The sequence below is a fragment of the Caenimonas terrae genome, assembly GCF_042655405.1.
Lineage (GTDB): Bacteria > Pseudomonadota > Gammaproteobacteria > Burkholderiales > Burkholderiaceae_C > Ramlibacter > Ramlibacter terrae_A.
This window is the reverse complement of the sequence record NZ_JBHSMF010000010.1, coordinates 285,382-306,019: the sequence shown is the minus strand read 5'-3', so window position 1 is coordinate 306,019 and position 20,638 is coordinate 285,382. Positions and strand designations below refer to the sequence as shown.

Annotated in this window: 14 protein-coding genes; 4 read left to right on the top strand and 10 right to left on the bottom strand. The window is 67.4% G+C overall.

The features are described from left to right. Window positions 1-22: 22 nt before the first annotated feature. The 4 genes from ACFPOE_RS20675 (at window position 23) to ACFPOE_RS20660 (ending at window position 12,001) form a co-directional block, all read left to right on the top strand. The gene (locus ACFPOE_RS20675) at window positions 23-1,156 is read left to right on the top strand and encodes a branched-chain amino acid ABC transporter substrate-binding protein (protein WP_376852216.1); all 1,134 of its coding nucleotides are present in this window, start codon (window positions 23-25) and stop codon (window positions 1,154-1,156) included. 254 nt (window positions 1,157-1,410) lie between these two features. Continuing rightward, window positions 1,411-8,004 (top strand): HAMP domain-containing protein, encoded by a 6,594-nt coding sequence (locus tag ACFPOE_RS20670; RefSeq protein ID WP_376852215.1) that lies wholly within the window; start codon window positions 1,411-1,413, stop codon window positions 8,002-8,004. Then, window positions 7,989-10,073: a hybrid sensor histidine kinase/response regulator gene (locus tag ACFPOE_RS20665; RefSeq protein WP_376852214.1), complete on the top strand. Its 2,085-nt coding sequence runs from the start codon at window positions 7,989-7,991 to the stop codon at window positions 10,071-10,073. Before ACFPOE_RS20670 ends, ACFPOE_RS20665 begins: the two co-directional genes overlap by 16 nt. Before the next feature lie 74 nt (window positions 10,074-10,147). Beyond that, window positions 10,148-12,001 (top strand): putative bifunctional diguanylate cyclase/phosphodiesterase, encoded by a 1,854-nt coding sequence (locus ACFPOE_RS20660; RefSeq protein ID WP_376852213.1) that lies wholly within the window; start codon window positions 10,148-10,150, stop codon window positions 11,999-12,001. On the opposite strand, the gene ACFPOE_RS20655 is transcribed toward ACFPOE_RS20660, so the two are convergent. The 10 genes from ACFPOE_RS20655 to fba all read right to left on the bottom strand — a co-directional run bounded on the left by ACFPOE_RS20655 (window position 11,951) and on the right by fba (window position 20,635). Continuing rightward, entirely contained in the window at window positions 11,951-12,445 is a 495-nt protein-coding gene (locus tag ACFPOE_RS20655) for a GlcG/HbpS family heme-binding protein (RefSeq protein WP_376852212.1), read from the bottom strand. The genes ACFPOE_RS20660 and ACFPOE_RS20655 overlap by 51 nt on opposite strands. After that, complete coding sequence (soxB, locus tag ACFPOE_RS20650; protein ID WP_376852211.1) at window positions 12,442-14,184, bottom strand: thiosulfohydrolase SoxB; 1,743 nt, start codon at window positions 14,182-14,184, stop codon at window positions 12,442-12,444. Before soxB ends, ACFPOE_RS20655 begins: the two co-directional genes overlap by 4 nt. Window positions 14,185-14,264: 80 nt before the next feature. Continuing rightward, entirely contained in the window at window positions 14,265-14,909 is a 645-nt protein-coding gene (gene soxX, locus ACFPOE_RS20645; RefSeq protein WP_376852210.1) for a sulfur oxidation c-type cytochrome SoxX, read from the bottom strand. 16 nt (window positions 14,910-14,925) lie between these two features. Further along, window positions 14,926-15,723, bottom strand: a complete 798-nt coding sequence (soxA, locus tag ACFPOE_RS20640; RefSeq protein WP_376852209.1) for a sulfur oxidation c-type cytochrome SoxA — start codon at window positions 15,721-15,723, stop codon at window positions 14,926-14,928. A gap of 40 nt (window positions 15,724-15,763) precedes the next feature. Then, the gene (gene soxZ / locus ACFPOE_RS20635) at window positions 15,764-16,075 is read right to left on the bottom strand and encodes a thiosulfate oxidation carrier complex protein SoxZ (protein WP_376852208.1); all 312 of its coding nucleotides are present in this window, start codon (window positions 16,073-16,075) and stop codon (window positions 15,764-15,766) included. Between the two features lie 51 nt (window positions 16,076-16,126). Beyond that, window positions 16,127-16,585, bottom strand: coding sequence for a thiosulfate oxidation carrier protein SoxY (gene soxY / locus ACFPOE_RS20630; protein WP_376852207.1), 459 nt, complete (start codon window positions 16,583-16,585; stop codon window positions 16,127-16,129). 76 nt (window positions 16,586-16,661) lie between these two features. After that, window positions 16,662-17,741 (bottom strand): c-type cytochrome, encoded by a 1,080-nt coding sequence (locus tag ACFPOE_RS20625; RefSeq protein ID WP_376852206.1) that lies wholly within the window; start codon window positions 17,739-17,741, stop codon window positions 16,662-16,664. Further along, window positions 17,725-19,068 (bottom strand): sulfite dehydrogenase, encoded by a 1,344-nt coding sequence (gene soxC / locus ACFPOE_RS20620; protein WP_376852205.1) that lies wholly within the window; start codon window positions 19,066-19,068, stop codon window positions 17,725-17,727. Before soxC ends, ACFPOE_RS20625 begins: the two co-directional genes overlap by 17 nt. Window positions 19,069-19,182: 114 nt before the next feature. Continuing rightward, a complete protein-coding gene (locus tag ACFPOE_RS20615; RefSeq protein ID WP_376852204.1) occupies window positions 19,183-19,488 on the bottom strand; it encodes a c-type cytochrome in 306 nt (101 codons plus the stop codon). 109 nt (window positions 19,489-19,597) lie between these two features. Next, window positions 19,598-20,635: a class II fructose-bisphosphate aldolase gene (gene fba / locus ACFPOE_RS20610; RefSeq protein ID WP_376852203.1), complete on the bottom strand. Its 1,038-nt coding sequence runs from the start codon at window positions 20,633-20,635 to the stop codon at window positions 19,598-19,600. Window positions 20,636-20,638: the final 3 nt, after the last annotated feature.

The window sequence follows — 20,638 nt, the reverse complement described above, 5'->3', positions numbered from 1 at the left end:
ATTTTCCTACTCTGGAGGTTCTATGCATGTGAAGTTGAAACTGACGGTCGCCGCCGCCATCGCCGCGTTTGCCGGCCTGGCATCCGCACAGGATGTGCAAGTGGTCAAGATCGGCCACGTCGCACCAATGTCGGGCCCGCAGGCCCATTACGGGCGCGACAACGAGAACGGCGTGCTGATGGCCATCGAGGACCTCAACAAGCAGAACCTCGTGATCGGCGGCAAGAAGATCAAGTTCGAGATCCAGGCCGAAGACGACGCCGCCGACCCGAAGCAGGGCACGGCCGTGGCCCAGAAGCTGTGCGACGCCAAGGTCGCCGGCGTGGTCGGCCACCTGAACTCGGGCACCACCATCCCTGCCTCCAAGGTCTATAACGATTGCGGCATCCCTCACGTCACCGGCGCCGCCACCAATCCCAACCTGACCAAGCCCGGCTACAAGACCACCTTCCGCATCATCGCCAACGACAACGCGCTGGGCGCCGGCCTGGCCTTGTACGCTGCCGACGCGCTCAAGCTGAAGAAGGTCGCGATCATCGACGACCGCACCGCTTACGGCCAGGGCGTTGCCGAGGTCTTCAAGCGCACCGCCTTGTCCAAGGGCATGCAGGTGGTCGACGAGCAGTACACGACCGACAAGGCCACCGACTTCATGGCCATCCTGACGGCAATCAAGTCCAAGGCGCCCGATGCCGTGTTCTACGGCGGCATGGACGCCCAGGCCGGCCCGATGCTGCGCCAGATGGAGCAGCTCGGCCTGACCAACGTCAAGTTCTTCGGCGGCGACGGCATCTGCACCACCGAGATCGCCAAGCTGGCGGCCGGCGCCAAGACCCTGAACAACACGGTCTGTGCCGAAGGCGGCGCCTCGATCGCCAAGATGCCTGGCGGAACCGAGTGGAAGAAGCGCTACGACGCCAAGTACCCGGGCCAGTTCCAGATCTACAGCCCGTTCACCTACGACGCCACCTTCGTGCTGGTGGATGCCATGAAGCGCGCCAATTCGGTCGACCCCAAGGTCTACACCGCCAAGATCCCGGAAACCAACTTCAAGGGCGTGACGGCAACGATCGCCTTCGAGCCCAACGGGGAAATCAAGAACCCGTCGATGACCCTGTCGGTCTACAAGGACGGCAAGAAGACTGCGCTGAACTGAGCTTCGGCTCCCGCAAGAAGCCGCCGCGAGGCGGCTTTTTTTTGCGCCGGCCCGCCGTCGCCGTCGTGTCGGCGCCTCCACAGCAACCGTAGTCGCAACCCGTCTGTTGCTGTAGGCACGCGCCTACAGGCCGCGCCGGTATTGGCTTTGCGCCCGGTTTGTGGGGCCTGCACTGTTGAAGGGCCATGCCGAACCCGTTACTCTGCTGCGGATTGCGCCATTTGGAAACGATCGCACACGAATTGGGGGACTGCATGGAAGTAGTGGCAAAACTGCCGGGCGCGGAACAGCGCGACAGCGAACTGAAGACCATCCTGAAAGCCATCGGCGCCTTTCGCCGGGGCGAACGCAGCGTGACCTTGCCCACCGAGTGGGACGGCACCTTCGGCAAGATCGCCGCCGAGTTCAACGAACTGACGGCCCAGGCGGCGCGAACCTCGCACAAGCTCAAGTCCATCGAAGGCAGCTCCAGGAGCGCGCGGGCCGGCCGGCGGGTCAGCGACGACAAGCTCGCCGGCTTCTGGCAGGACAACGTCGCCGTCTTCAACTCCGTGCTGGACGAAGTGGACGACAGCGCCGAGCGCACCAGGACCTTCCTGGGCGCGCTGACGGACCTCAAGAAGGGCCTGCCGACGGCGCAGTTGCCGCAGGACTGGACCGGGGTGTTCGGCAAGGTGGCGGACGCCTTCAACGACGTGGTGGCCGAGAACGTGCGCATGTCGCACGAGCTGGCGCGCCTGTCGCGCGTGGTCGGCAAGGAGGGCAAGCTCAAGGAGCGGGCCTTCGTGCCGAACGCCAGCGGCTTCTGGCGCGATTCGGCCGAATCGATCAACTCGCTGATCGCCGACCTGGTGCACCCGACCTCCGAAGTGGCGCGGGTGATCGGCGCGGTGGCGCAGGGCGACCTGTCCAAGTCGATGGCGCTGGAGGCGGAAGGCCGGGCGCTGGAAGGCGAATTCCTGCGCACCGCCATGATCATCAACAAGATGGTGCAGCAGCTGGGCACCTTCTCCGCCGAAGTGACGCGGGTGGCGCGCGAAGTGGGGACCGAAGGCAAGCTGGGCGGCCAGGCCGACGTGCAGGGCGTGGCCGGCACCTGGAAGGACCTGACCGACTCGGTCAACTTCATGGCGTCCAACCTCACGGCCCAGGTGCGCAACATCGCGGACGTGACCAAGGCCGTGGCGGCCGGCGACCTGTCCAAGAAGATCACGGTGGACGTGAAGGGTGAAATCCTGGAACTCAAGAACACCATCAATACGATGGTGGACCAGCTGTCCTCGTTCGCTTCCGAAGTGACGCGGGTGGCGCGCGAAGTGGGCACCGAAGGCAAGCTGGGCGGCCAGGCCGACGTGCAGGGCGTGGCCGGCACCTGGAAGGACCTGACCGACAACGTGAACTTCATGGCCGGCAACCTGACGTCCCAGGTGCGCAACATCGCCGACGTGACCAAGGCCGTGGCGGCGGGCGACCTGTCCAAGAAGATCACGGTGGACGTGAAGGGCGAGATCCTGGAGCTGAAGGCGACGATCAATACCATGGTGGACCAGTTGCGCTCCTTCGCCTCCGAAGTGACGCGGGTGGCGCGGGAAGTGGGGACCGAAGGCAAGCTGGGCGGCCAGGCCGACGTGCAGGGCGTGGCCGGCACCTGGAAGGACCTGACCGATTCGGTGAACTCCATGGGCTCGAACCTGACGGCCCAGGTGCGGAACATCGCCGAAGTGACGACGGCCGTGGCGGCGGGCGACCTGTCCAAGAAGATCACGGTGGACGTGAAGGGTGAAATCCTGGAACTCAAGAACACCATCAATACGATGGTGGACCAGCTCTCCTCCTTCGCGTCGGAAGTAACGCGGGTGGCCCGTGAAGTGGGCACCGAAGGCAAGCTGGGCGGCCAGGCCGATGTGCAGGGCGTGGCCGGCACCTGGAAGGACCTGACCGACAACGTGAACTTCATGGCCGGCAATCTGACGTCTCAAGTGCGCAACATCGCCGACGTGACCAAGGCCGTGGCGGCGGGCGACCTGTCCAAGAAGATCACGGTGGACGTGAAGGGCGAAATTCTCGAGCTGAAGAACACCATCAATACGATGGTGGACCAGCTCTCCTCCTTCGCGTCGGAAGTGACGCGGGTGGCGCGGGAAGTGGGCACCGAAGGCAAGCTGGGCGGCCAGGCCGACGTGCAGGGCGTGGCCGGCACCTGGAAGGACCTGACCGACTCGGTGAACTCCATGGGCTCGAACCTGACGGCCCAGGTGCGGAACATCGCCGAAGTGACGACGGCCGTGGCGGCCGGCGACCTGTCCAAGAAGATCACGGTGGACGTGAAGGGCGAAATCCTGGAGCTGAAGAACACCATCAATACGATGGTGGACCAGTTGCGTTCCTTCGCTTCGGAAGTGACGCGGGTGGCACGCGAAGTGGGCACCGAAGGCAAGCTGGGCGGCCAGGCCGATGTGCAGGGCGTGGCCGGCACCTGGAAGGACTTGACCGACTCGGTGAACTTCATGGCCGGCAACCTGACGTCCCAGGTGCGCAACATCGCGGACGTGACGACGGCCGTGGCGGCGGGCGACCTGTCCAAGAAGATCACGGTGGACGTGAAGGGCGAAATCCTGGAGCTGAAGAACACCATCAATACCATGGTGGACCAGCTCTCCTCCTTCGCGTCGGAAGTGACGCGGGTGGCGCGTGAAGTGGGCACCGAAGGCAAGCTGGGCGGCCAGGCCGACGTGCAGGGCGTGGCCGGCACCTGGAAGGACTTGACCGACTCGGTGAACTCGATGGGTTCGAACCTGACGTCTCAGGTGCGGAACATCGCGGACGTGACCAAGGCCGTGGCGGCCGGCGACCTGTCCAAGAAGATCACGGTGGACGTGAAGGGCGAAATCCTGGAACTGAAGAACACCATCAATACGATGGTGGACCAGCTGCGCTCCTTCGCCTCGGAAGTGACGCGCGTTGCGCGAGAGGTGGGCACCGAGGGCAAGCTGGGCGGCCAGGCCGACGTGCAGGGCGTGGCCGGCACCTGGAAGGACTTGACCGACTCGGTGAACTTCATGGCCGGCAACCTGACGTCCCAGGTGCGCAACATCGCGGACGTGACGACGGCCGTGGCGGCGGGCGACCTGTCCAAGAAGATCACGGTGGACGTGAAGGGCGAAATCCTGGAACTGAAGAACACCATCAATACCATGGTGGACCAGCTGCGCTCCTTCGCGTCCGAAGTGACGCGGGTGGCGCGCGAAGTGGGCACCGAAGGCAAGCTGGGCGGCCAGGCCGACGTGCAGGGCGTGGCCGGCACCTGGAAGGACCTGACCGACAACGTGAACTTCATGGCCGGCAATCTGACGTCTCAAGTGCGCAACATCGCCGACGTGACGAAAGCCGTGGCTGCAGGCGACCTGTCCAAGAAGATCACGGTGGACGTGAAGGGCGAAATCCTGGAGCTGAAGAACACCATCAATACGATGGTGGACCAGCTGCGCTCCTTCGCCTCGGAGGTGACGCGGGTGGCGCGTGAAGTGGGGACCGAAGGCAAGCTGGGCGGCCAGGCCGACGTGCAGGGCGTGGCCGGCACCTGGAAGGACCTGACCGACAACGTGAACTTCATGGCCGGCAACCTGACCTCGCAGGTGCGAGGCATCGCCAAGGTGGTGACCGCGGTGGCCAACGGCGACCTGGACCAGAAGCTGACGGTGGAAGCCAAGGGCGAGGTGGCGGCGCTGGCCGACACCATCAACGGCATGACCGACACGCTGGCCACCTTCGCCGACCAGGTGACGACGGTGGCGCGCGAGGTGGGCGTGGAAGGCAAGCTGGGCGGCCAGGCCAAGGTGCCTGGCGCATCGGGCACCTGGAAGGGCCTGACGGAAAACGTCAACCAGCTGGCCGCCAACCTGACCACCCAGGTGCGAGCGATCGCCGAGGTGGCGACCGCCGTGACCCAGGGCGACCTGACGCGATCCATCACGGTGGAGGCGCTGGGCGAGATGGCGGCGCTCAAGGACACCGTGAACGAGATGATCCGCAACCTCAAGGACACGACGCAGGTCAACACCGAGCAGGACTGGCTCAAGACCAACCTGGCCAAGTTCTCGCGGATGCTGCAGGGCCAGAAGGACCTGGTGGCCGTCGGCCACCTGATCCTGTCCGAGCTGGCACCGGTGGTGGGCGCGCAGCAGGCCGAGTTCTACGTGCTGCGCTACACGCACGAACAGCCCAAGCTGCGCCTGATGGCCAGCTACGCCTCCGACGGCCACGGCTCCTACGGCAAGGAAATGGACCTGGGCCAGGGCCTGGTCGGCCAGTGCGCGTACGACAAGAAGAAGATCCTGCTGACCTCGTCGATCCCCGACAGCCTGCGGATCTCCTCGGGCCTGACGCAGGTGGCGCCGCTGAACGTGCTGGTGCTGCCGATCATCTTCGAAGGCCAGGTGCGGGGCGTGGTCGAACTGGCCTCGGTGGAGCGCTTCAACCCGACGCACCAGGCCTTCCTCGACCAGCTGACCGAATCGATCGGCATCGTGATCAACACGATCGAGGCCAACATGCGCACGGAAGACCTGCTGACCCAGTCGCAGTCGCTGGCGCAGGAGCTCCAGAGCCGGCAGCAGGAACTGCAGCAGACCAACGAGGAACTGCAGGAAAAGGCCAGGCTGCTGGTGCACCAGAACCACGAGGTGGAGCGCAAGAACCAGGAAGTGGAGCAGGCCCGCCAGGCGCTGGAGGAAAAGGCCAAGCAGCTGGCGCTGACCTCCAAGTACAAGTCGGAATTCCTGGCCAACATGTCGCACGAGCTGCGCACGCCGCTGAACTCGCTGCTGATCCTGTCGGACCAGCTGTGCAAGAACCCGGACGGCAACCTGACCACCAAGCAGGTGGAATTCGCCAAGACCATCCACTCCTCGGGCAACGACCTGCTGATGCTGATCAACGACATCCTGGACCTGTCCAAGATCGAGTCCGGCACCGTGGTGGTCGACATCAACGAGTTGCGGCTGTCGGACCTGCAGCTGTACGTGGAACGCACCTTCCGCCACGTCGCCGAGGCCAAAGCGGTGGACTTCATGATCCACACCGGCCTGCAGCTGCCCACCTCGATGGTGACGGACGTCAAGCGCCTGCAGCAGATCCTGAAGAACCTGCTGTCCAACGCCTTCAAGTTCACCCACCAGGGCCACGTGACGCTGACCATCGAGGAGGCTTTCACCGGCTGGAGCCCGGACAACGAGGAGTTGAACCGCAGCCAGCAGGTGATCGCGTTCGCCGTGTCGGACACCGGCATCGGCATTTCGGGCGACAAGCAGCAGATCATCTTCGAGGCCTTCCAGCAGGCCGACGGCTCCACCAGCCGCAAGTACGGCGGCACCGGCCTGGGCCTCGCGATCTCGCGCGAGCTGTCCAAGCTGCTGGGCGGCGAGATCCGGCTGTCCAGCGCGCCGGGACAGGGCAGCACCTTCACGCTGTTCCTGCCGCTGGTCTATTCCTCGGCCCGCACCGCGCGCCGGCCGGCCGGCTACGGGGATTCCACCCGCGCCGACCTGACGACGCCGGGCATGAAGCGCACGCCGCCGCCCCAGCCGCAGCCCAGGATCGAGGACGCGGTGGTGGTCGCGGAAGACAGCGCCGTGTCGCTGAACGAGGCCGACGACGACCGCGACAGCATCGTCCAGGGCGACCTGGTGCTGCTGATCGTCGAGAACGACCTGGCGTTCGCGCGCTTCCTGCTGGACGCGGCCCGCGCCAAGGGCTTCAAGGGCCTGGTCACCTCCAAGGGCGCCGGGGCGTTGACGCTGGCTAACCAGTACAAGCCGTCCGCGATCACGCTGGACATGTACCTGCCCGACGTCGATGGCTGGCGCGTGCTGGACCGCATGAAGCAGGACCTGGGCGCGCGCCACATCCCGGTCTGCGTGATCTCCACCGACGATTCCAAGGAGCGGGCCTTCAAGTCCGGTGCCATGGCCTTCGTCGAAAAGCCGATCCGCTCGAAAGAGGTGCTGGACGAGATGCTCGACAAGCTGCGCACCTACGTCGGCCGGCCCCAGCGCAGCGTGCTGATCGCGGTCAAGGACGCGGCCGCCCGCAAGGAACTGGCGGCGCAGCTGGAGGATGAGGAAATCCACGCGGTGGTGGTCAAGAGCGCCGAGAAATTCCTGCAGGCGGTGGAAGAGGACCAGTTCGACTGCGTGGTGATCGAGGACGGCTTCGGCAACCTCAGTCCGGGCGACGGCAAGCGGGCGCTGGAAGGCCAGTCCACCCTCGGGCCGCTGCCGCTGCTGGTGTACCGCAACGGCACGCCGGCCGAGGGCCGGATGCAGTGGACCTCGGACGACACGGTGACGGTGCAGGAAGCGCACAGCGTGCCCAAGCTGTTCGACCAGACCCTGATGGCGCTGCACCACAACCTGGCGCGGCTGCCCGAGGCCAAGCGTTCCATGCTCGACGAGATCCACCAGACCAGCAAGCCGCTGACCGGCAAGCGGGTGCTGATCGTCGACGACGACATGCGCAACATCTTCGCGCTGGCCACCGTGCTGGAAGAACACGGCATGGACATCGTCTGGTCCGACAACGGCCGCGACGCGATCAGCCGGGTGGCCAGCGATCCGCAGATCAAGGTGGTGCTGATGGACATCATGATGCCGGAGATGGACGGCATGGCCACCATGAAGGAGATCCGCAAGCTGCCGCAGGGCAAGAACCTGCCGATGGTGGCGGTGACGGCCAAGGCCATGAAGGGCGACCGCGAGAAGTGCATCGAGGCCGGCGCCTGGGACTACCTGTCCAAGCCCGTCAACACGCAGGATCTGCTGTCGGTCCTGCGCGCGTGGCTGCACCAGTGACCACCCGGCCGGCACCGTTGGGGGGCGCGGGCGAACAGGAGAAAGTCAACATCCTGGTGGTGGACGACCTGCCGGAAAAGCACGTCGTCTTCCGCACCATCCTCGACGAGCTGGACCAGAACATCGTCAGCGCCCGCTCGGGCCAGGAGGCGCTGCGCTTCATCCTGGAGATGGAGTTCGCGGTGATCCTGCTGGACGTCAACATGCCCGACATCGACGGGCTGGAGACCGCCGGCCTGATCCGCCAGTACCGCAAGTCGGCGCAGACGCCGATCGTCTTCATCACCGCCTACGTCGACGAGATCCAGGCTGCCCGCGGCTACGCGCTGGGCGCAGTGGACTACATTCCGTCGCCGGTGGTGCCGGACGTGCTGCGCTCCAAGGTCCGGGTGTTCGTCGAGCTGTTCCGGATGAACCGGCAGCTCAAGGAACAGGCCGCCGAGCGCGAGGCGCTGGCGCGCTCGGAGGCGGCCCGGGCCGCCGCCGAAGAGGCCATCCAGCGCGCCGACTACCTGTCCGACGCCAGCCAGACGCTGTCGCGCTCGCTGGCGCTGGAGGACACGATCAATGCGCTGTTCGAGGTGGCGGTGCCGGCGCTGGGCGACCGCGCGGTGCTGGCGCTGGCCGGCCCCGACGGCGAGATCAAGCGCACCGAGAGCCGGCCGGCGCTGCCCGGCGCCGAGCTGGGCCGGGACCTGCTGCGCGATTGCCTGGCGGTCGCCATCGGCGAGCGGCGCTTCGAACTGCGGCGCGAAGGCGGGCGCGGCGTGGCGATCTGCCCGCTGCTGGCGGGCGACCGCGTGCTCGGCGCGCTGCTGCTGATCGGCCCGCACGCCCAGTTCGATTCGGCCCGGCTGGCGCTGGTCAAGGAGGTCGTCAGCCGGGCGTCGATCGCGATGGAGAACGCCCGCCTGTACCACGCGGTGCAGGAAGCCGACCGGCGCAAGAACGAGTTCCTGGCGATGCTGGCGCACGAGCTGCGCAACCCGCTGGCGCCGATCCGCAACGCGGTGCACATCATGCAGGGCGATGACGTCGCGCCGGCCCGGATGAACTGGGCCCGCGACGTGATCGGACGGCAGGCCGACCACATGGCGCGCCTGATCGACGACCTGCTGGACGTGTCGCGCATCGTGCAGGGCAAGGTGGTGGTGCAGCCCGAGCGGCTGCAGCTGTCGACGCTGGTGGAACGGGCGGTCGAAGCGGCGTCGCCGCGGGTCGCGGCGATGGACCAGACCCTGAGCGTGGAAGTGCCGCAGCAGGAGCTGGCGCTGGACGGCGACCTGGTGCGGCTGTCGCAGGTGCTGTCCAACCTGATCAACAACGCGTCGAAGTTTTCCGGGCCGAACACCCGCATCCAGCTCAAGGCCAGCTATGTGGACGGCACCGTGCGGATCTCCGTGCGCGACGAGGGCGCGGGCATCGACCCGGCCTTCCTGCCGCACATCTTCGACCTGTTCGTGCAGGGCGACCAGACCCTGGACCGCTCGCAAGGCGGGCTGGGCATCGGCCTGACGCTGGTCAAGCACCTGGTGGAACTGCACGGCGGCCGGGTTGGCGCCAGCAGCGCCGGACCGGGGCAGGGCACCGAGGTGTCGGTCTGGCTGCCGGCGCAGCCGATGGAGAGCACTCCCGCGCCGTCGCTCGCGCCGCGCCCGAAGGCGGCGGCGGCCAAGGCGCCGGCACGCATCCTGGTGGTGGACGACCTGGTGGCCTCGGCCGACACGCTGATGACGCTGCTGGAGATGGAAGGCTTCGAGGTGCGCACCGCCAACGAAGGCGTGACCGCGCTGAAGATCGCCGATGAGTTCAAGCCCGACGTGGTGCTGCTCGACATCGGCCTGCCCGGAATGAACGGCTTCGAGGTGGCCAACCGCCTGCGCAGCCTGCCGTGCTGCCGGGAGGCGCTGCTGATCGCGCTGACCGGCTACGGCGAGGCCGAGAGCCGGTCGCGCTCGGCCCAGGCCGGCTTCGATTTCCACATGGTCAAGCCGGCCGACGTCAACCTGCTGCTGACCATGCTGGCCGACCCGCAGCGGGCGCGCAAGGACCATGCCCGCGCCCACTGAGTTGAGGCCCGGCCGCCTGGGCCCGGCACCCGCTACGGGCGGAATTGCAATAGGATGGTGCAGCTGAATTCCTGATGGAACTTATGGCTCACATCGCGCCCCCGCTGCCTCCGGACGAAGCCGACCGCCTGGTCGCGCTGGAGGAGCTGGCCATCCTGGACACCGAACCCGAAAAGGAGTTCGACCGGCTGGTGCAGCTGGCCACCACCATCTGCCAGGCCCCGATCGGCGCGATCGCCTTCATCGACAGCCAGCGCCAGTGGTTCAAGGCCCGGGTCGGCGTGGACGTGACGGCCACGCCGCGCGACCTGGCGTTCTGCGCCTACACCATCGCCGAACCCGAGCACATGCTGGAAGTGCAGGACGCGGAAACCGATCCGCGCTTCGTCACCAACCTGTTCGGGCCCGATTTTCCGCCGGTGCGCTTCTATGCCGGCTATCCGCTGCAGACGCGCGAGGGCAGCGCCGTCGGCACGCTGTTCGTGATGGACACGGTGCCGCGCACCCTGACGGCCACCCAGCGCGAGGCGCTGGCCAAGCTGGCGCACACGGTCAGCACCCAGCTGACGATGCGGCGCGAGCTGCGGGTGGCCACCCAGTCGGACCGGCTCACCGGCCTGCCCAACTGGTTCCATTTCGAATCGCAGTTCGAGCGCAGCAAGGCGGCGCACAGCGTGCTGGTGTTGGTGCGGCTCAAGACCGTCGGCCAGATCACCTCCGCCCACGGCTTCCGCACCGCCGACGCGATGATCAAGCAGACCGCGCTGCGGCTGCGCTCCTGCCTGCGAGAAGACGCTTTCGTCGGCCGCATCAAGCGCGGCCTGTTCGTGATGTACTTTCCCGGGCTCGATCCGGCCGAGTTCCGCAAGTCGGTGGCCGGCACGCTCAGCGCCTGCCTGTGCGAGCCCTACAACATCGAGTCGCTGGCGCTGGTGTGCCCGGTGCACATCGGCGTGGCCGTGCATCCGGAGGACGGCGCCAAGCTCGACGACCTGGTGACGGCGGCGGACAGCGCGCTGCAGGTGGCGATCGAGCGCGACGAGCCCTACATGTTCTTCGACAAGACGGTGGACAACCAGCTCAGCCGCCATTACCGGCTGGAGCCGCAGCTGCGGCGCGGCCTGCGGCTCAACGAGTTCGTCAACTACTACCAGCCCAAGATCGACCTGGCCACCGGCAACATCGCCGGGGTGGAGGCGCTGATCCGCTGGATCCATCCCGAGCGCGGGCTGGTGCCGCCGATGGACTTCGTGCCGGCGCTGGAGCTGACCGGCCTGATCGCCGAAGCGGGCGGGCAGGTGATCCAGCGCGCCATCGCCGACTGGTGGAAGTGGCGCGCCGCCGGCCTGGACGCGCCGCGCATCGCCGTCAACGTGGCCGCCGAGCAATTGCGCGGCAACAACTTCGTGTCCAGCCTGCAGGCGGCGCTGGCGGCGGTGGACGGCAATCCGGCGGCGCTGTCGATCGAGGTGACGGAGAGCATCCTGATCACCAACATGGAGCGGGCCATCGAGATCCTGTCGGAAGTGCGTTCGCTGGGCATCCCGGTGGCGATCGACGACTTCGGCACCGGCTACTCCTCGCTGGCCTACCTGGTGACGCTGCCGATCGACGAACTGAAGGTGGACCGCGCCTTCATCCGCAAGATCACCACCGACCCGGCCTATTACGGCATCGTCCAGACCTGCATCACGCTGGCCCATAGCCTGAAGCTCAAGGTGGTGGCGGAGGGCGTGGAAACCGAGGAACAGGCGCAGGCGCTACGCGACCTGGAATGCGACCAGGCCCAGGGTTTCCTCTACAGCAAGCCGGTCTCGGCCGACGACCTGGCGCGCATGCTGCCGCCGCTGGCGCGCGCGCCCGCGGCGGATCGGCCCTCAGAGCTCGAGGTCGTCCGCAATCTCGGCGATCCCGGCCCTGGCGCATAGGTCGTCGGCGTCGCCGCCCGGCGCACCCGAGACGCCGATGGCGCCCACCAGCGACCCGGCCGACTCGATCGGCCGGCCGCCGCCGGCGGCCACCACGCCGGGCAGCTGGCGCAGGCCCGAGGCCGCTTCGCCGGCCTGGGTGGCGCGGGCGAAGGACAGCGTGTCCTGCTTGAAGGTCAGTGCCGTGTAGGCCTTGCCGGTGGCCGCGGCCGGCGTGTGCGGGCCGGCCAGCCGATCGCGCAGCATGACCAGCGGAGCGCCGCCGCGGTCCGTGACGGCGACCGCCACCTGGTAGCCGCTGCTCGCGCAGGCGGCAAGCGCAGCGCGGGCGGCCCGCAGCGCCGCCTCCGGCGTGAGCGAGCGCAGCGGGTAGGTGGCCTGCTGGGCCTGTCCCGCGCCGCACAGTGCAGCCAGGGCAAGGGCGAGGGCGGGACGGGCGTTCATGCGGAGGGCGGCAGATAACCGGGATTGGGCAGGCCGCCGGTGAGGGTGGGCATGTTGGTGCGGCGCGCGGCCACCACGCCATTCCTGGCCTTGAGCCATTGTTCCACCAGCTCCCACACCGGGCGGTTGCCGGCACTGCGCGCTTCCTCCGCCACCGGCGCCCAGCCGGCCACCTTGTACAGGCGCGAGGCCTCGATCGGCTTGCCGCCCAGCCGCATGTCGCTGATGCGCTTGCCCATGGTCTCCAGCGGGTTGCAGCTGTACTGCAGGCCGCCCACGCGCACCATGTCGCCGCCCTGCTGGTAATAGGGGTCCGGGTTGAACAGGTTGTCGCACACGTCTTCCAGCACGGTCTTGATCATCTCGCCGCTCATGGGCGTGACGGTGGCGTACGAATACGTGGTGGCCGTCATGTCCATCAGCCATTCGCGCGTGATCGGCTGGCCCGCCAGCAGCGAGGTGCCCCAGCGGAAGCCGGGCGAGAAGGCCATCTCCGCGCCCTGCACGTCCATCAGGGCGTCCAGCAGCAGCTGGTCGCCGGTGCCGTTGAAGTTGCCGCGGCGGTACAGCGTGCCCTCGGTCACGGCCAGCTGTTCGGCCAGCTTCGCCTCGTAGGGGGCGCGCACCCGCGTGATCAGGGCGTCCATGTCGCGGTCGGCCGGCAGCATGTTGGCGAACACCGGCAGCAGGCGATAGCGGAAGTCCGCCACCCGGCCGCCCTTGACGTCGAAATCCATCACCCCGAGGAACTTGCCGTTGGAGCCGGCGTTGGTCACCAGCGTCTGGCCCCCGCGGTTGGCCACCACGCTGGCCACCGGCATGCCGTCGTGGGTGTGGCCGCCCAGGATGGCGTCGATGCCGCTGACGCGGCCGGCCATCTTGAGGTCGACGTCCATGCCGTTGTGGCTCAGGAGCACCACCACCTGCGCGCCCTTGGCGCGGGCTTCGTCGACCATCTTCTGCAGGTTGTCGTCCTGGATGCCGAAGGTCCAGTCGGCGACGAAATAGCGCGGATTGGCGATCGGCGTGTACGGGAATGCCTGGCCGATGATGGCGCAGGGCACGCCGTTGATCTCGCGGATCACGTAGGGCTTGAACACCGGGTCGCCGAAGTCGGCGGTCTTCACGTTCTGGGCCAGGAACTCCACCTTGCCGGCGAAGTCCTTCTCGATGATCTCCTTGACGCGGTCCATGCCCAGCGTGAACTCCCAGTGGCCGGTCATGATGTCCACGCCCAGCAGCTTGGCGGCGTCCACCATGTCCTGGCCCTTGGTCCACAGCGAGGTGGCCGAACCCTGCCAGGTGTCGCCGCCATCCAGCAGCAGGGCGCCCGGCCGGCTGGCCTTCATGCGCTTGACCAGGGTCGCCAGGTGGGCGAAGCCGCCGACCTTGCCGTAGCGGCGGGCGGCCGGTTCGAAGTCCAGGCAGGTCAGGGCGTGCGCCGCCGGCGTGCCGGCCGGCACCTTGGCCACCTGCAGCAGGTGCTCGCCGACCAGGTGCGGCAGCCGCCCCTTCATGTCCCCGATGCCCAGGTTGACGCTGGGCTCGCGGAAATGGATCGGCCGCAGCTGCGCATGGCAGTCGGTCATGTGCAGGAAGGACACGTTGCCGAAGCGGGGCAGGTCGTACAGGCCTTCGGCGGCGGTGGCGGCGTCGGCCTGGGCCCAGCGGCCCAGGCTCATGCCGCCGACGCTGGCGGCGCCCAGCACCTGCAGGAACTCGCGTTTGCTCAGATTCATGATAAGTGGTTGCTTATGTTTTGGAGCTGAAAAAGCCCGGCGGCGCCGGGCTTGGGAGGGGCAGGCTCAGCGCTGCCCCTTCACTGGTTGACCGGGGAGCGTGGATCGAGCAGCAGCGCCATCAGGTCGCGGATCTGGTGCTCGTCGAGCAGCTTCATGTGGCCGAAGCGCGGCATGTTCGAGCAGGCCGAATAGGCCTTGCTGTTCCACAGCTTGCCCCATGTGTACTGCACGATGGCGGCCGATTCCGGCGCGGCGACATCCTTCACGCCGCGGATCTTGCCGTAGTTGTACAGGCTCGGACCGATGGTGCCGAAGGAGATTTCCTTCTTGTCGATCTGGTGGCAGTTGTAGCACTGGCCGCCGTTGCCGCTGGTGGCGGGGCTGGCGTCGGACCAGGTCATGCCGCGGCCGCTCTGGGCCAGCTGCTCACCGGCCTTCCAGTCGCCCAGGTACTGGCCGCCGGTCGGCCACTTGATGCTGGCCATGGCTTCGGACTCGATGCGCTTGGCCACCTCCGGCGGCGGCGCCGTCGGCGACGAGCAGGCCGCCTGGCCCAGGTCCTGCTGCAGCCGGTCCGACGTCGCGATGCCCTCGTCGCGGAACGACGACTGCATCATGGCGGCGAACTCGGCGTCCAGATCCTGCGTCGACCCGGTGCCGGCGCAGCCGGCGACGACGGCTGCGGCAGCCAGCGCGCCCCAGATGTATCTGCTGTTCTTCATCATCGTGTCGCTTCCTTCAGCGCTTGAGGGCAGGGGCCACGGACTTCGCGCCCTGGGCGTTGACGCCCATGTAGACGGCGAGCGCCAGGGTCACGTCGGAGCCGAATTTCGGGTACGGGAAGCGCTGCAGCCGCAGGCAGTCGTTCAGGCGCAGCTGCATGCCCCACATCTGGCCGTTGGAAACGCGGTAGGCCGGCCAGGCGGCCATGCCGACGCCGTCGCCCGGGTTCTTGTACAGCACCGGCAGGTCCTGCAGGCGGATGCGCTTGTTCTCCTGGCCGTGGCAGCTGGCGCAGGAGAAATCCATCGGGCCGGCGCGGTAGTAGAAGGCCTTCTGGCCCAGCGCGTAGAACTTGCGTTCCTGCGCGTGCTGCTGGGGCAGGTTGAAGCTCATGCCGCGCGACTCGCCCGAGATGTAGGTCGCCAGCGCCGTGATGTTGGCCATCTCGCCCTGGCCGTAAGGCGTGTCCGCCAGCGCCTTGGCATCGAAGCCCTGCAGCGAGGACATGCACGTCACCAGCCGCGACTCCACGTCCTGCATGCGACCGGTGTCTGCGAAGTAGCGCGGCAGCTCCACCCAGGCGCCCTTGACGACGCCGGGCCCCTTGCCCAGGTCGCAGCGTTCCAGCGAAGCGTTCTTCGGCCCGCGCTTGTGCTTCCACAACTCCTCGCCCTTGGCTTCGAACAGTTCGGCGGGATTGCCGTCGGCCAGCTGGGCGCGGTACTCCTCGATCGACTCGATGGCCGACTTCTGAGCCAGCGCGCCGCCGGCTGCGAACCCGCCCAGCAACGCCAATGCGATGGTCTTCCTCATGCGCTTGTCTCCGTCTTGTTGTGGATGCCGGGGCAGGGGATCAGGAAACCACGGCCTCGTCGGACCGGGTTTCGCCCCTGGTGTCCTTCCAGGTGATGCCGATCTTGTCGCCGGCCTTGGCGCCCTTGACGGTGAACTGCAGGAACGGGTTCTTGGCGACGGCCGGTCCCCATTCGGCGGTGAGCACGGTCTTGCCGTTGAGGGTGGCCGTCACGTCGGTGATGTGCCACGCGGGGATGATCTTGCCGGCAGCGTCCTTGCGCTGGCCGGTTTCCATTTCGTGCGCCATGAGCACACGGACGGTGGCGTTGCCGCCTGCTGCTTGGGCGCGGATGCGCATCGGATCTGGCATGTCTGGACTCCTGGGATGGTCGTGGGATGGCGAAGTGAAGTGGCGCGCCGGTCAGCCGCCGCAGCCGCCGAGGGTGACCTTCACTTCCTTCTTGGTGTAGTAGGCCTTGCCGTCGGCGGTGATGGCCACCGCGTAGACGTCGGACGACTGGCCCATCTTGGCGCGGGTGGTGAAGTTCGGTTCCACCGCGTCGGTGACGTCGAACTTGGCGACCAGCGCGCTCGGGTTCTTTTCCACCAGGATCAGCATCTGCTTGACGTTCGGCAGGCTGGTGGCGATGGCGAACGGCACGACGGCGCCGTTCTCGGCGATGTCGGGCGCAGTGAGCGTCACCGACGTGCTCTCGGCCGGCGCGCCGGCGCCGTACGCCTTCATGACGTCGGGGACGCTCTTGGCGGCGAAGGCGACGGAATTCCAGGCGGCGAACGCGGAGCGCGGGAACAGGCCGGTGGCGGCGAGCAGGCCCGCGACTGCGGCGCTTTGCTTGAGGATGGCGCGACGGGGGTGCATGAACTTCTCCTGATGATTAAGCGGATGCTAATGAATTGATGTTACCGGCGAATCGGGACTATCCCTGCGGTCGCGGCTAGTTGCTGGCGCCGGCGGCCAGCCAGGCGGCAATCTGGCGTGCCTCGGCATCGCCCAGGGTCTGCGGCGGCATGGGAATCGCGCCCCAGACGCCGGACCCGCCGGAGCGTATTTTCGCAGCAATGTAGTCGGTTTTCCCGTGGTGCTTGCCGGCGATCTCCGACCAGCTGGGGCCGACCACCCGCCGGTCCACCGCATGGCAGGCGACGCAGTTGTTCTTCTGCATCAGCGCCTGCACCTGGCCGGCGTCGACCGCAGCCGATGCCACGACCGCGGCGGGCGCCTCCTTGGCGGGCGCTGCAGCCGCCTGCGGTGCCTTGGGGGGAGCGGTGTTGATGCCGCGCTGGGCGCCGACGTGCCGGTTCTGCTCGGCCAGGTTGCCATGGGCATTGCGGGCGAAGTCGGGCATGGTCGACGTCAGCGCGGCGTCCACGGCGCAGTCCTTCATGCAGGCCTTGGCCACCACATCCGGCGTCGACTTGCCCGTCAGCCCGGTGTCCGGCCACAGCGCGTGGTCCAGCGTGATGCCGTTGCGGTTCGGCAGGCGCTGCTGGACCTCGCGGATGTTCTTGTCCGACAGCGTGAAGTCGGCCGGCAGGATGTCGCCCAGGTTCAGCAGGTAGGCCGTCACCGCATACACCTCCTCGACGCTGAGCGACTTGGGCTGCGACCACGGCATGGCGCGGTTGATGTAGTCCCACAGCGTGGACAGGCTCGAGACCTTCATCAGCGTCGTGCGCGCCGGGTAGTCGGTGCGCTTGAGGCTGGCGACGTGGCCGGTCTTGATGTCGTCGGCCGTGGTGCCGCCCACCAGCGGGCTGAACACCTGGTTGGACTCGCCGAACACGCCGTGGCAGGAAGCACATTTGCCTTCCCACACCTCCTGGCCCTTGGCGACGCTGCCGGACCCCGGCGGCAGGCCCTTGAAATCGGGCCGGACGTCGATGTCCCACGCGGCCACTTCCTTGGGCGTGGCATCGCGGCCGATGCCGGGAAAGCCGCCCTTGGCCTGGCTCCACGCCAGCGTGGCAGCGCCGGCCATCATCACCGTGGCGATCGCCTTAACCCGCCTGGACATTTTTCACCTCGCCGCTTTCCTGGACCAGCCACGACTGGATGGCATTGTTGTGATAGATCGAACGCGATCCGCGCACGGCCCGCAGCTCGCGGTAACTGGGCTGCACGTAGCCGGTCTCGTCCATCGCCCGGCTCTGGATGATGGCGGGCTTGCCGTCCCAGACCCAGTCGAGCGAGAAGCGCGTGAGGCACTTGCTCATGACCGGCGATTCCAGCCGCGCCGTGCGCCAGTTGCGGCCGCCGTCGACCGAGACGTCGACCCGCTTGACCTTGCCGCGCCCCGACCAGGCCAGCCCGGTCACGCTGTAGAAGCCCTTGTCCAGCAGCGTCTGGCCGCCCGACGGCGTGGTCACCACGCTCTTGCACTCCTGGATGCTGGTGTACTGGCGGTGCTGGCCGTCCGGCATCAGGTCGACGTAATGGATGGTCTCGTCCTTGGTGCCGTAGGGCTTGTCGCCCAGCTCGATCCGGCGCAGGTACTTGACCCAGCTGACGCCCTGCACGCCGGGCACCACCAGGCGCAGCGGATAGCCGTTTTCCGGCCGCAGCATCTCGCCGTTCTGGCCGTAGGCGACCAGCACCTCGCCCGACTTCACCATGCTCATGGGGATGGTGCGCGTCATCGAGGAGCCGTCGCCGCCTTCGGCCAGCACGAACTTGCCGTTGCTCAGGTCGGCGCCGGCCAGCTCCAGAAGCGTGATCAGCGGCACCCCGGTGAACTCGCTGCACGACAGCATGCCGTGCGTGTACTGGCAGCTGGGAACCGCCACGTTGCCCCATTCCATGCCGGTGTTGGCGCCGCATTCGATGAAGTGGAAGCGCGACACGGCCGGCAGCCGCATCAGTTCATCCATGGTGAAGACCTTGGGTGTCTTGACCATGCCGTTGACCATGAAGCGATGCTTGGACGGGTCGATGTCCCACCAGCCCTGGTGGTGGCGCTCGAAATGCAGGCCGCTGGGCGTGACGATGCCGAACAGCGACTGGAGCGGGGCAAATGACACCGATGCCTGGGTGGTCTGCGTCAGGCCCGGGCTGGGGCGGCGCTGGACGTTGGACTCCCACTTGGACGGCTTGCCGTAGCCGTCGCTGGCCACCGGCTTGCCCAGGCTGGTCGAGTGTTCCGGCAGCTTGAGGATGTTCGGGTCGCCGTCCGCCGGCGCCACGTTCTGCGCCTGCACGGCCGGCAGGGCCAGCCCCGCAGCCGCCGCGGCAAAGGCGCCGCGGATGAAGTCGCGGCGGCCGCTACGGGCCTCGGCGAAGACCTTGGCGACACCGTTGCGGTCGATGAAGTTTTCAGGCGCCTTGAGCAGCCGGCCAGCATTCATGATGTGAATCAATCGGTATATTACGATGTACAAATATATCAGACGGGAGCCGGGCGTCTCCTGGGGTTTACGCTAGGTCGCGCGCACCGCCCCCGGGCCGCCGGCTGCCGCCCGTCACTTGGCTCCGGCGAGCACCCAGGCGGCCAGCGTGCCGGCATCCGCTTCGCTCAGCCCGGCCTGGGCCGGCATCGGCACCGGGCCCCACTTGCCCGCGCCGCCGGCCTTGATGTTCCTGACCAGCGTGGCCTGCGCGTCCTTCTGGCCGGCGTACCTCCTGCTGACGTCCTGGAACGCCGGTCCGACCACCTTCCGGTCGACCGCATGGCAGGCGAGGCAGGCATTCTTCTGGGCCAGTTCGGTGTTGGCAAAGGACGTGGCACTGGAGAGCAGGGCGGCGGTGGCCAGGAGCAGCAGTTTCATGGTGTGTTTCAGGTTCGGGGGAAGGAAACGGAACATATAAGCTTGTGAGAATATATCAGGCCGGCGCCGTGTTTTCGCCGGCCCGGGTTAGGGAAAATGGACGATCCGCTTAGGCATAGCGGGTGGCCATCCTTTCCACCGGCACCGGCTTGATGCGCGAGGCCTGGCCGGCGCAGCCGAAGGCCTCGAAACGCGCCTTGCAGATCCCGCGCGCCGCCAGCTTGGCGGCCAGGAAGGCCTTGCGCGGATCGAACTCGGCCGGGTGCAGGGCCATCGACTGGCGCATCGCGCCGCTCATGGCCAGCCGGATGTCGGTGTCGATGTTCACCTTGCGCACGCCGTTGCGGATGCCGCGCTGGATCTCTTCGACCGGCACGCCCCAGGTCTCCTTGATCTGGCCGCCGTGGCTGCGGATGATGGCCAGCCACTCCTGCGGCACGCTGGAGCTGCCGTGCATCACCAGGTGGGTGTTCGGCACACGGGCGTGGATGGCCGCAATGCGGTCGATCGCCAGCGTCTCGCCGGTGGGCTGGCGGGTGAACTTGTAGGCGCCGTGGCTGGTGCCGATCGCGATCGCCAGGGCATCGATCCGGGTCTGCGCCACGAAGTCCTGGGCCTGCACCGGGTCGGTCAGCAGCATGTCGTGCGTCAGCTTGCCCTTGGCGCCGACGCCGTCTTCCTCGCCCGCCTCGCCGGTCTCCAGGGAGCCCAGGCAGCCCAGTTCGCCTTCGACGGAGACGCCGACCGCATGCGCCATGTCGCTGACGCGGCGCGTGACTTCCACGTTGTACTCGTAGCTGGCCGGCGTCTGGCCATCCTCGCGCAGTGAGCCGTCCATCATGACGCTGGAAAAGCCCGATCGGATCGACTGCAGGCAGACGGCGGGCGTGGCGCCGTGGTCCTGGTGCAGCACCACCGGCAGGTCCGGGTGGGCCTCCACCGCGGCCAGGATCATGTGGCGCAGGTAGGGCTCGCCGGCGTATTTCCGTGCGCCGGCGGAGGCCTGCAGGATGACCGGGCTGTCGGTTTCCTGCGCCGCTTCCATGATGGCCTGGATCTGCTCCAGGTTGTTGACGTTGAAGGCGGGCACGCCGTAGCCGTGTTCGGCCGCGTGGTCGAGCATCTGTCTGAGGGCAATCATTGCCATGGG

Coding starts and splice junctions, on each gene's coding strand:
- soxA (WP_376852209.1), bottom strand. CDS start 15,723: ATGAGGAAGACCATCGCATTGGCGTTGCTGGGCGGGTTCGCAGCCGGC.
- soxY (WP_376852207.1), bottom strand. CDS start 16,585: ATGCACCCCCGTCGCGCCATCCTCAAGCAAAGCGCCGCAGTCGCGGGC.
- soxZ (WP_376852208.1), bottom strand. CDS start 16,075: ATGCCAGATCCGATGCGCATCCGCGCCCAAGCAGCAGGCGGCAACGCC.
- soxB (WP_376852211.1), bottom strand. CDS start 14,184: ATGAATCTGAGCAAACGCGAGTTCCTGCAGGTGCTGGGCGCCGCCAGC.
- ACFPOE_RS20675 (WP_376852216.1), top strand. CDS start 23: ATGCATGTGAAGTTGAAACTGACGGTCGCCGCCGCCATCGCCGCGTTT.
- ACFPOE_RS20625 (WP_376852206.1), bottom strand. CDS start 17,741: ATGTCCAGGCGGGTTAAGGCGATCGCCACGGTGATGATGGCCGGCGCT.
- ACFPOE_RS20655 (WP_376852212.1), bottom strand. CDS start 12,445: ATGAACGCCCGTCCCGCCCTCGCCCTTGCCCTGGCTGCACTGTGCGGC.
- soxC (WP_376852205.1), bottom strand. CDS start 19,068: ATGAATGCTGGCCGGCTGCTCAAGGCGCCTGAAAACTTCATCGACCGC.
- ACFPOE_RS20670 (WP_376852215.1), top strand. CDS start 1,411: ATGGAAGTAGTGGCAAAACTGCCGGGCGCGGAACAGCGCGACAGCGAA.
- ACFPOE_RS20615 (WP_376852204.1), bottom strand. CDS start 19,488: ATGAAACTGCTGCTCCTGGCCACCGCCGCCCTGCTCTCCAGTGCCACG.
- fba (WP_376852203.1), bottom strand. CDS start 20,635: ATGGCAATGATTGCCCTCAGACAGATGCTCGACCACGCGGCCGAACAC.
- ACFPOE_RS20660 (WP_376852213.1), top strand. CDS start 10,148: ATGGAACTTATGGCTCACATCGCGCCCCCGCTGCCTCCGGACGAAGCC.
- soxX (WP_376852210.1), bottom strand. CDS start 14,909: ATGAAGAACAGCAGATACATCTGGGGCGCGCTGGCTGCCGCAGCCGTC.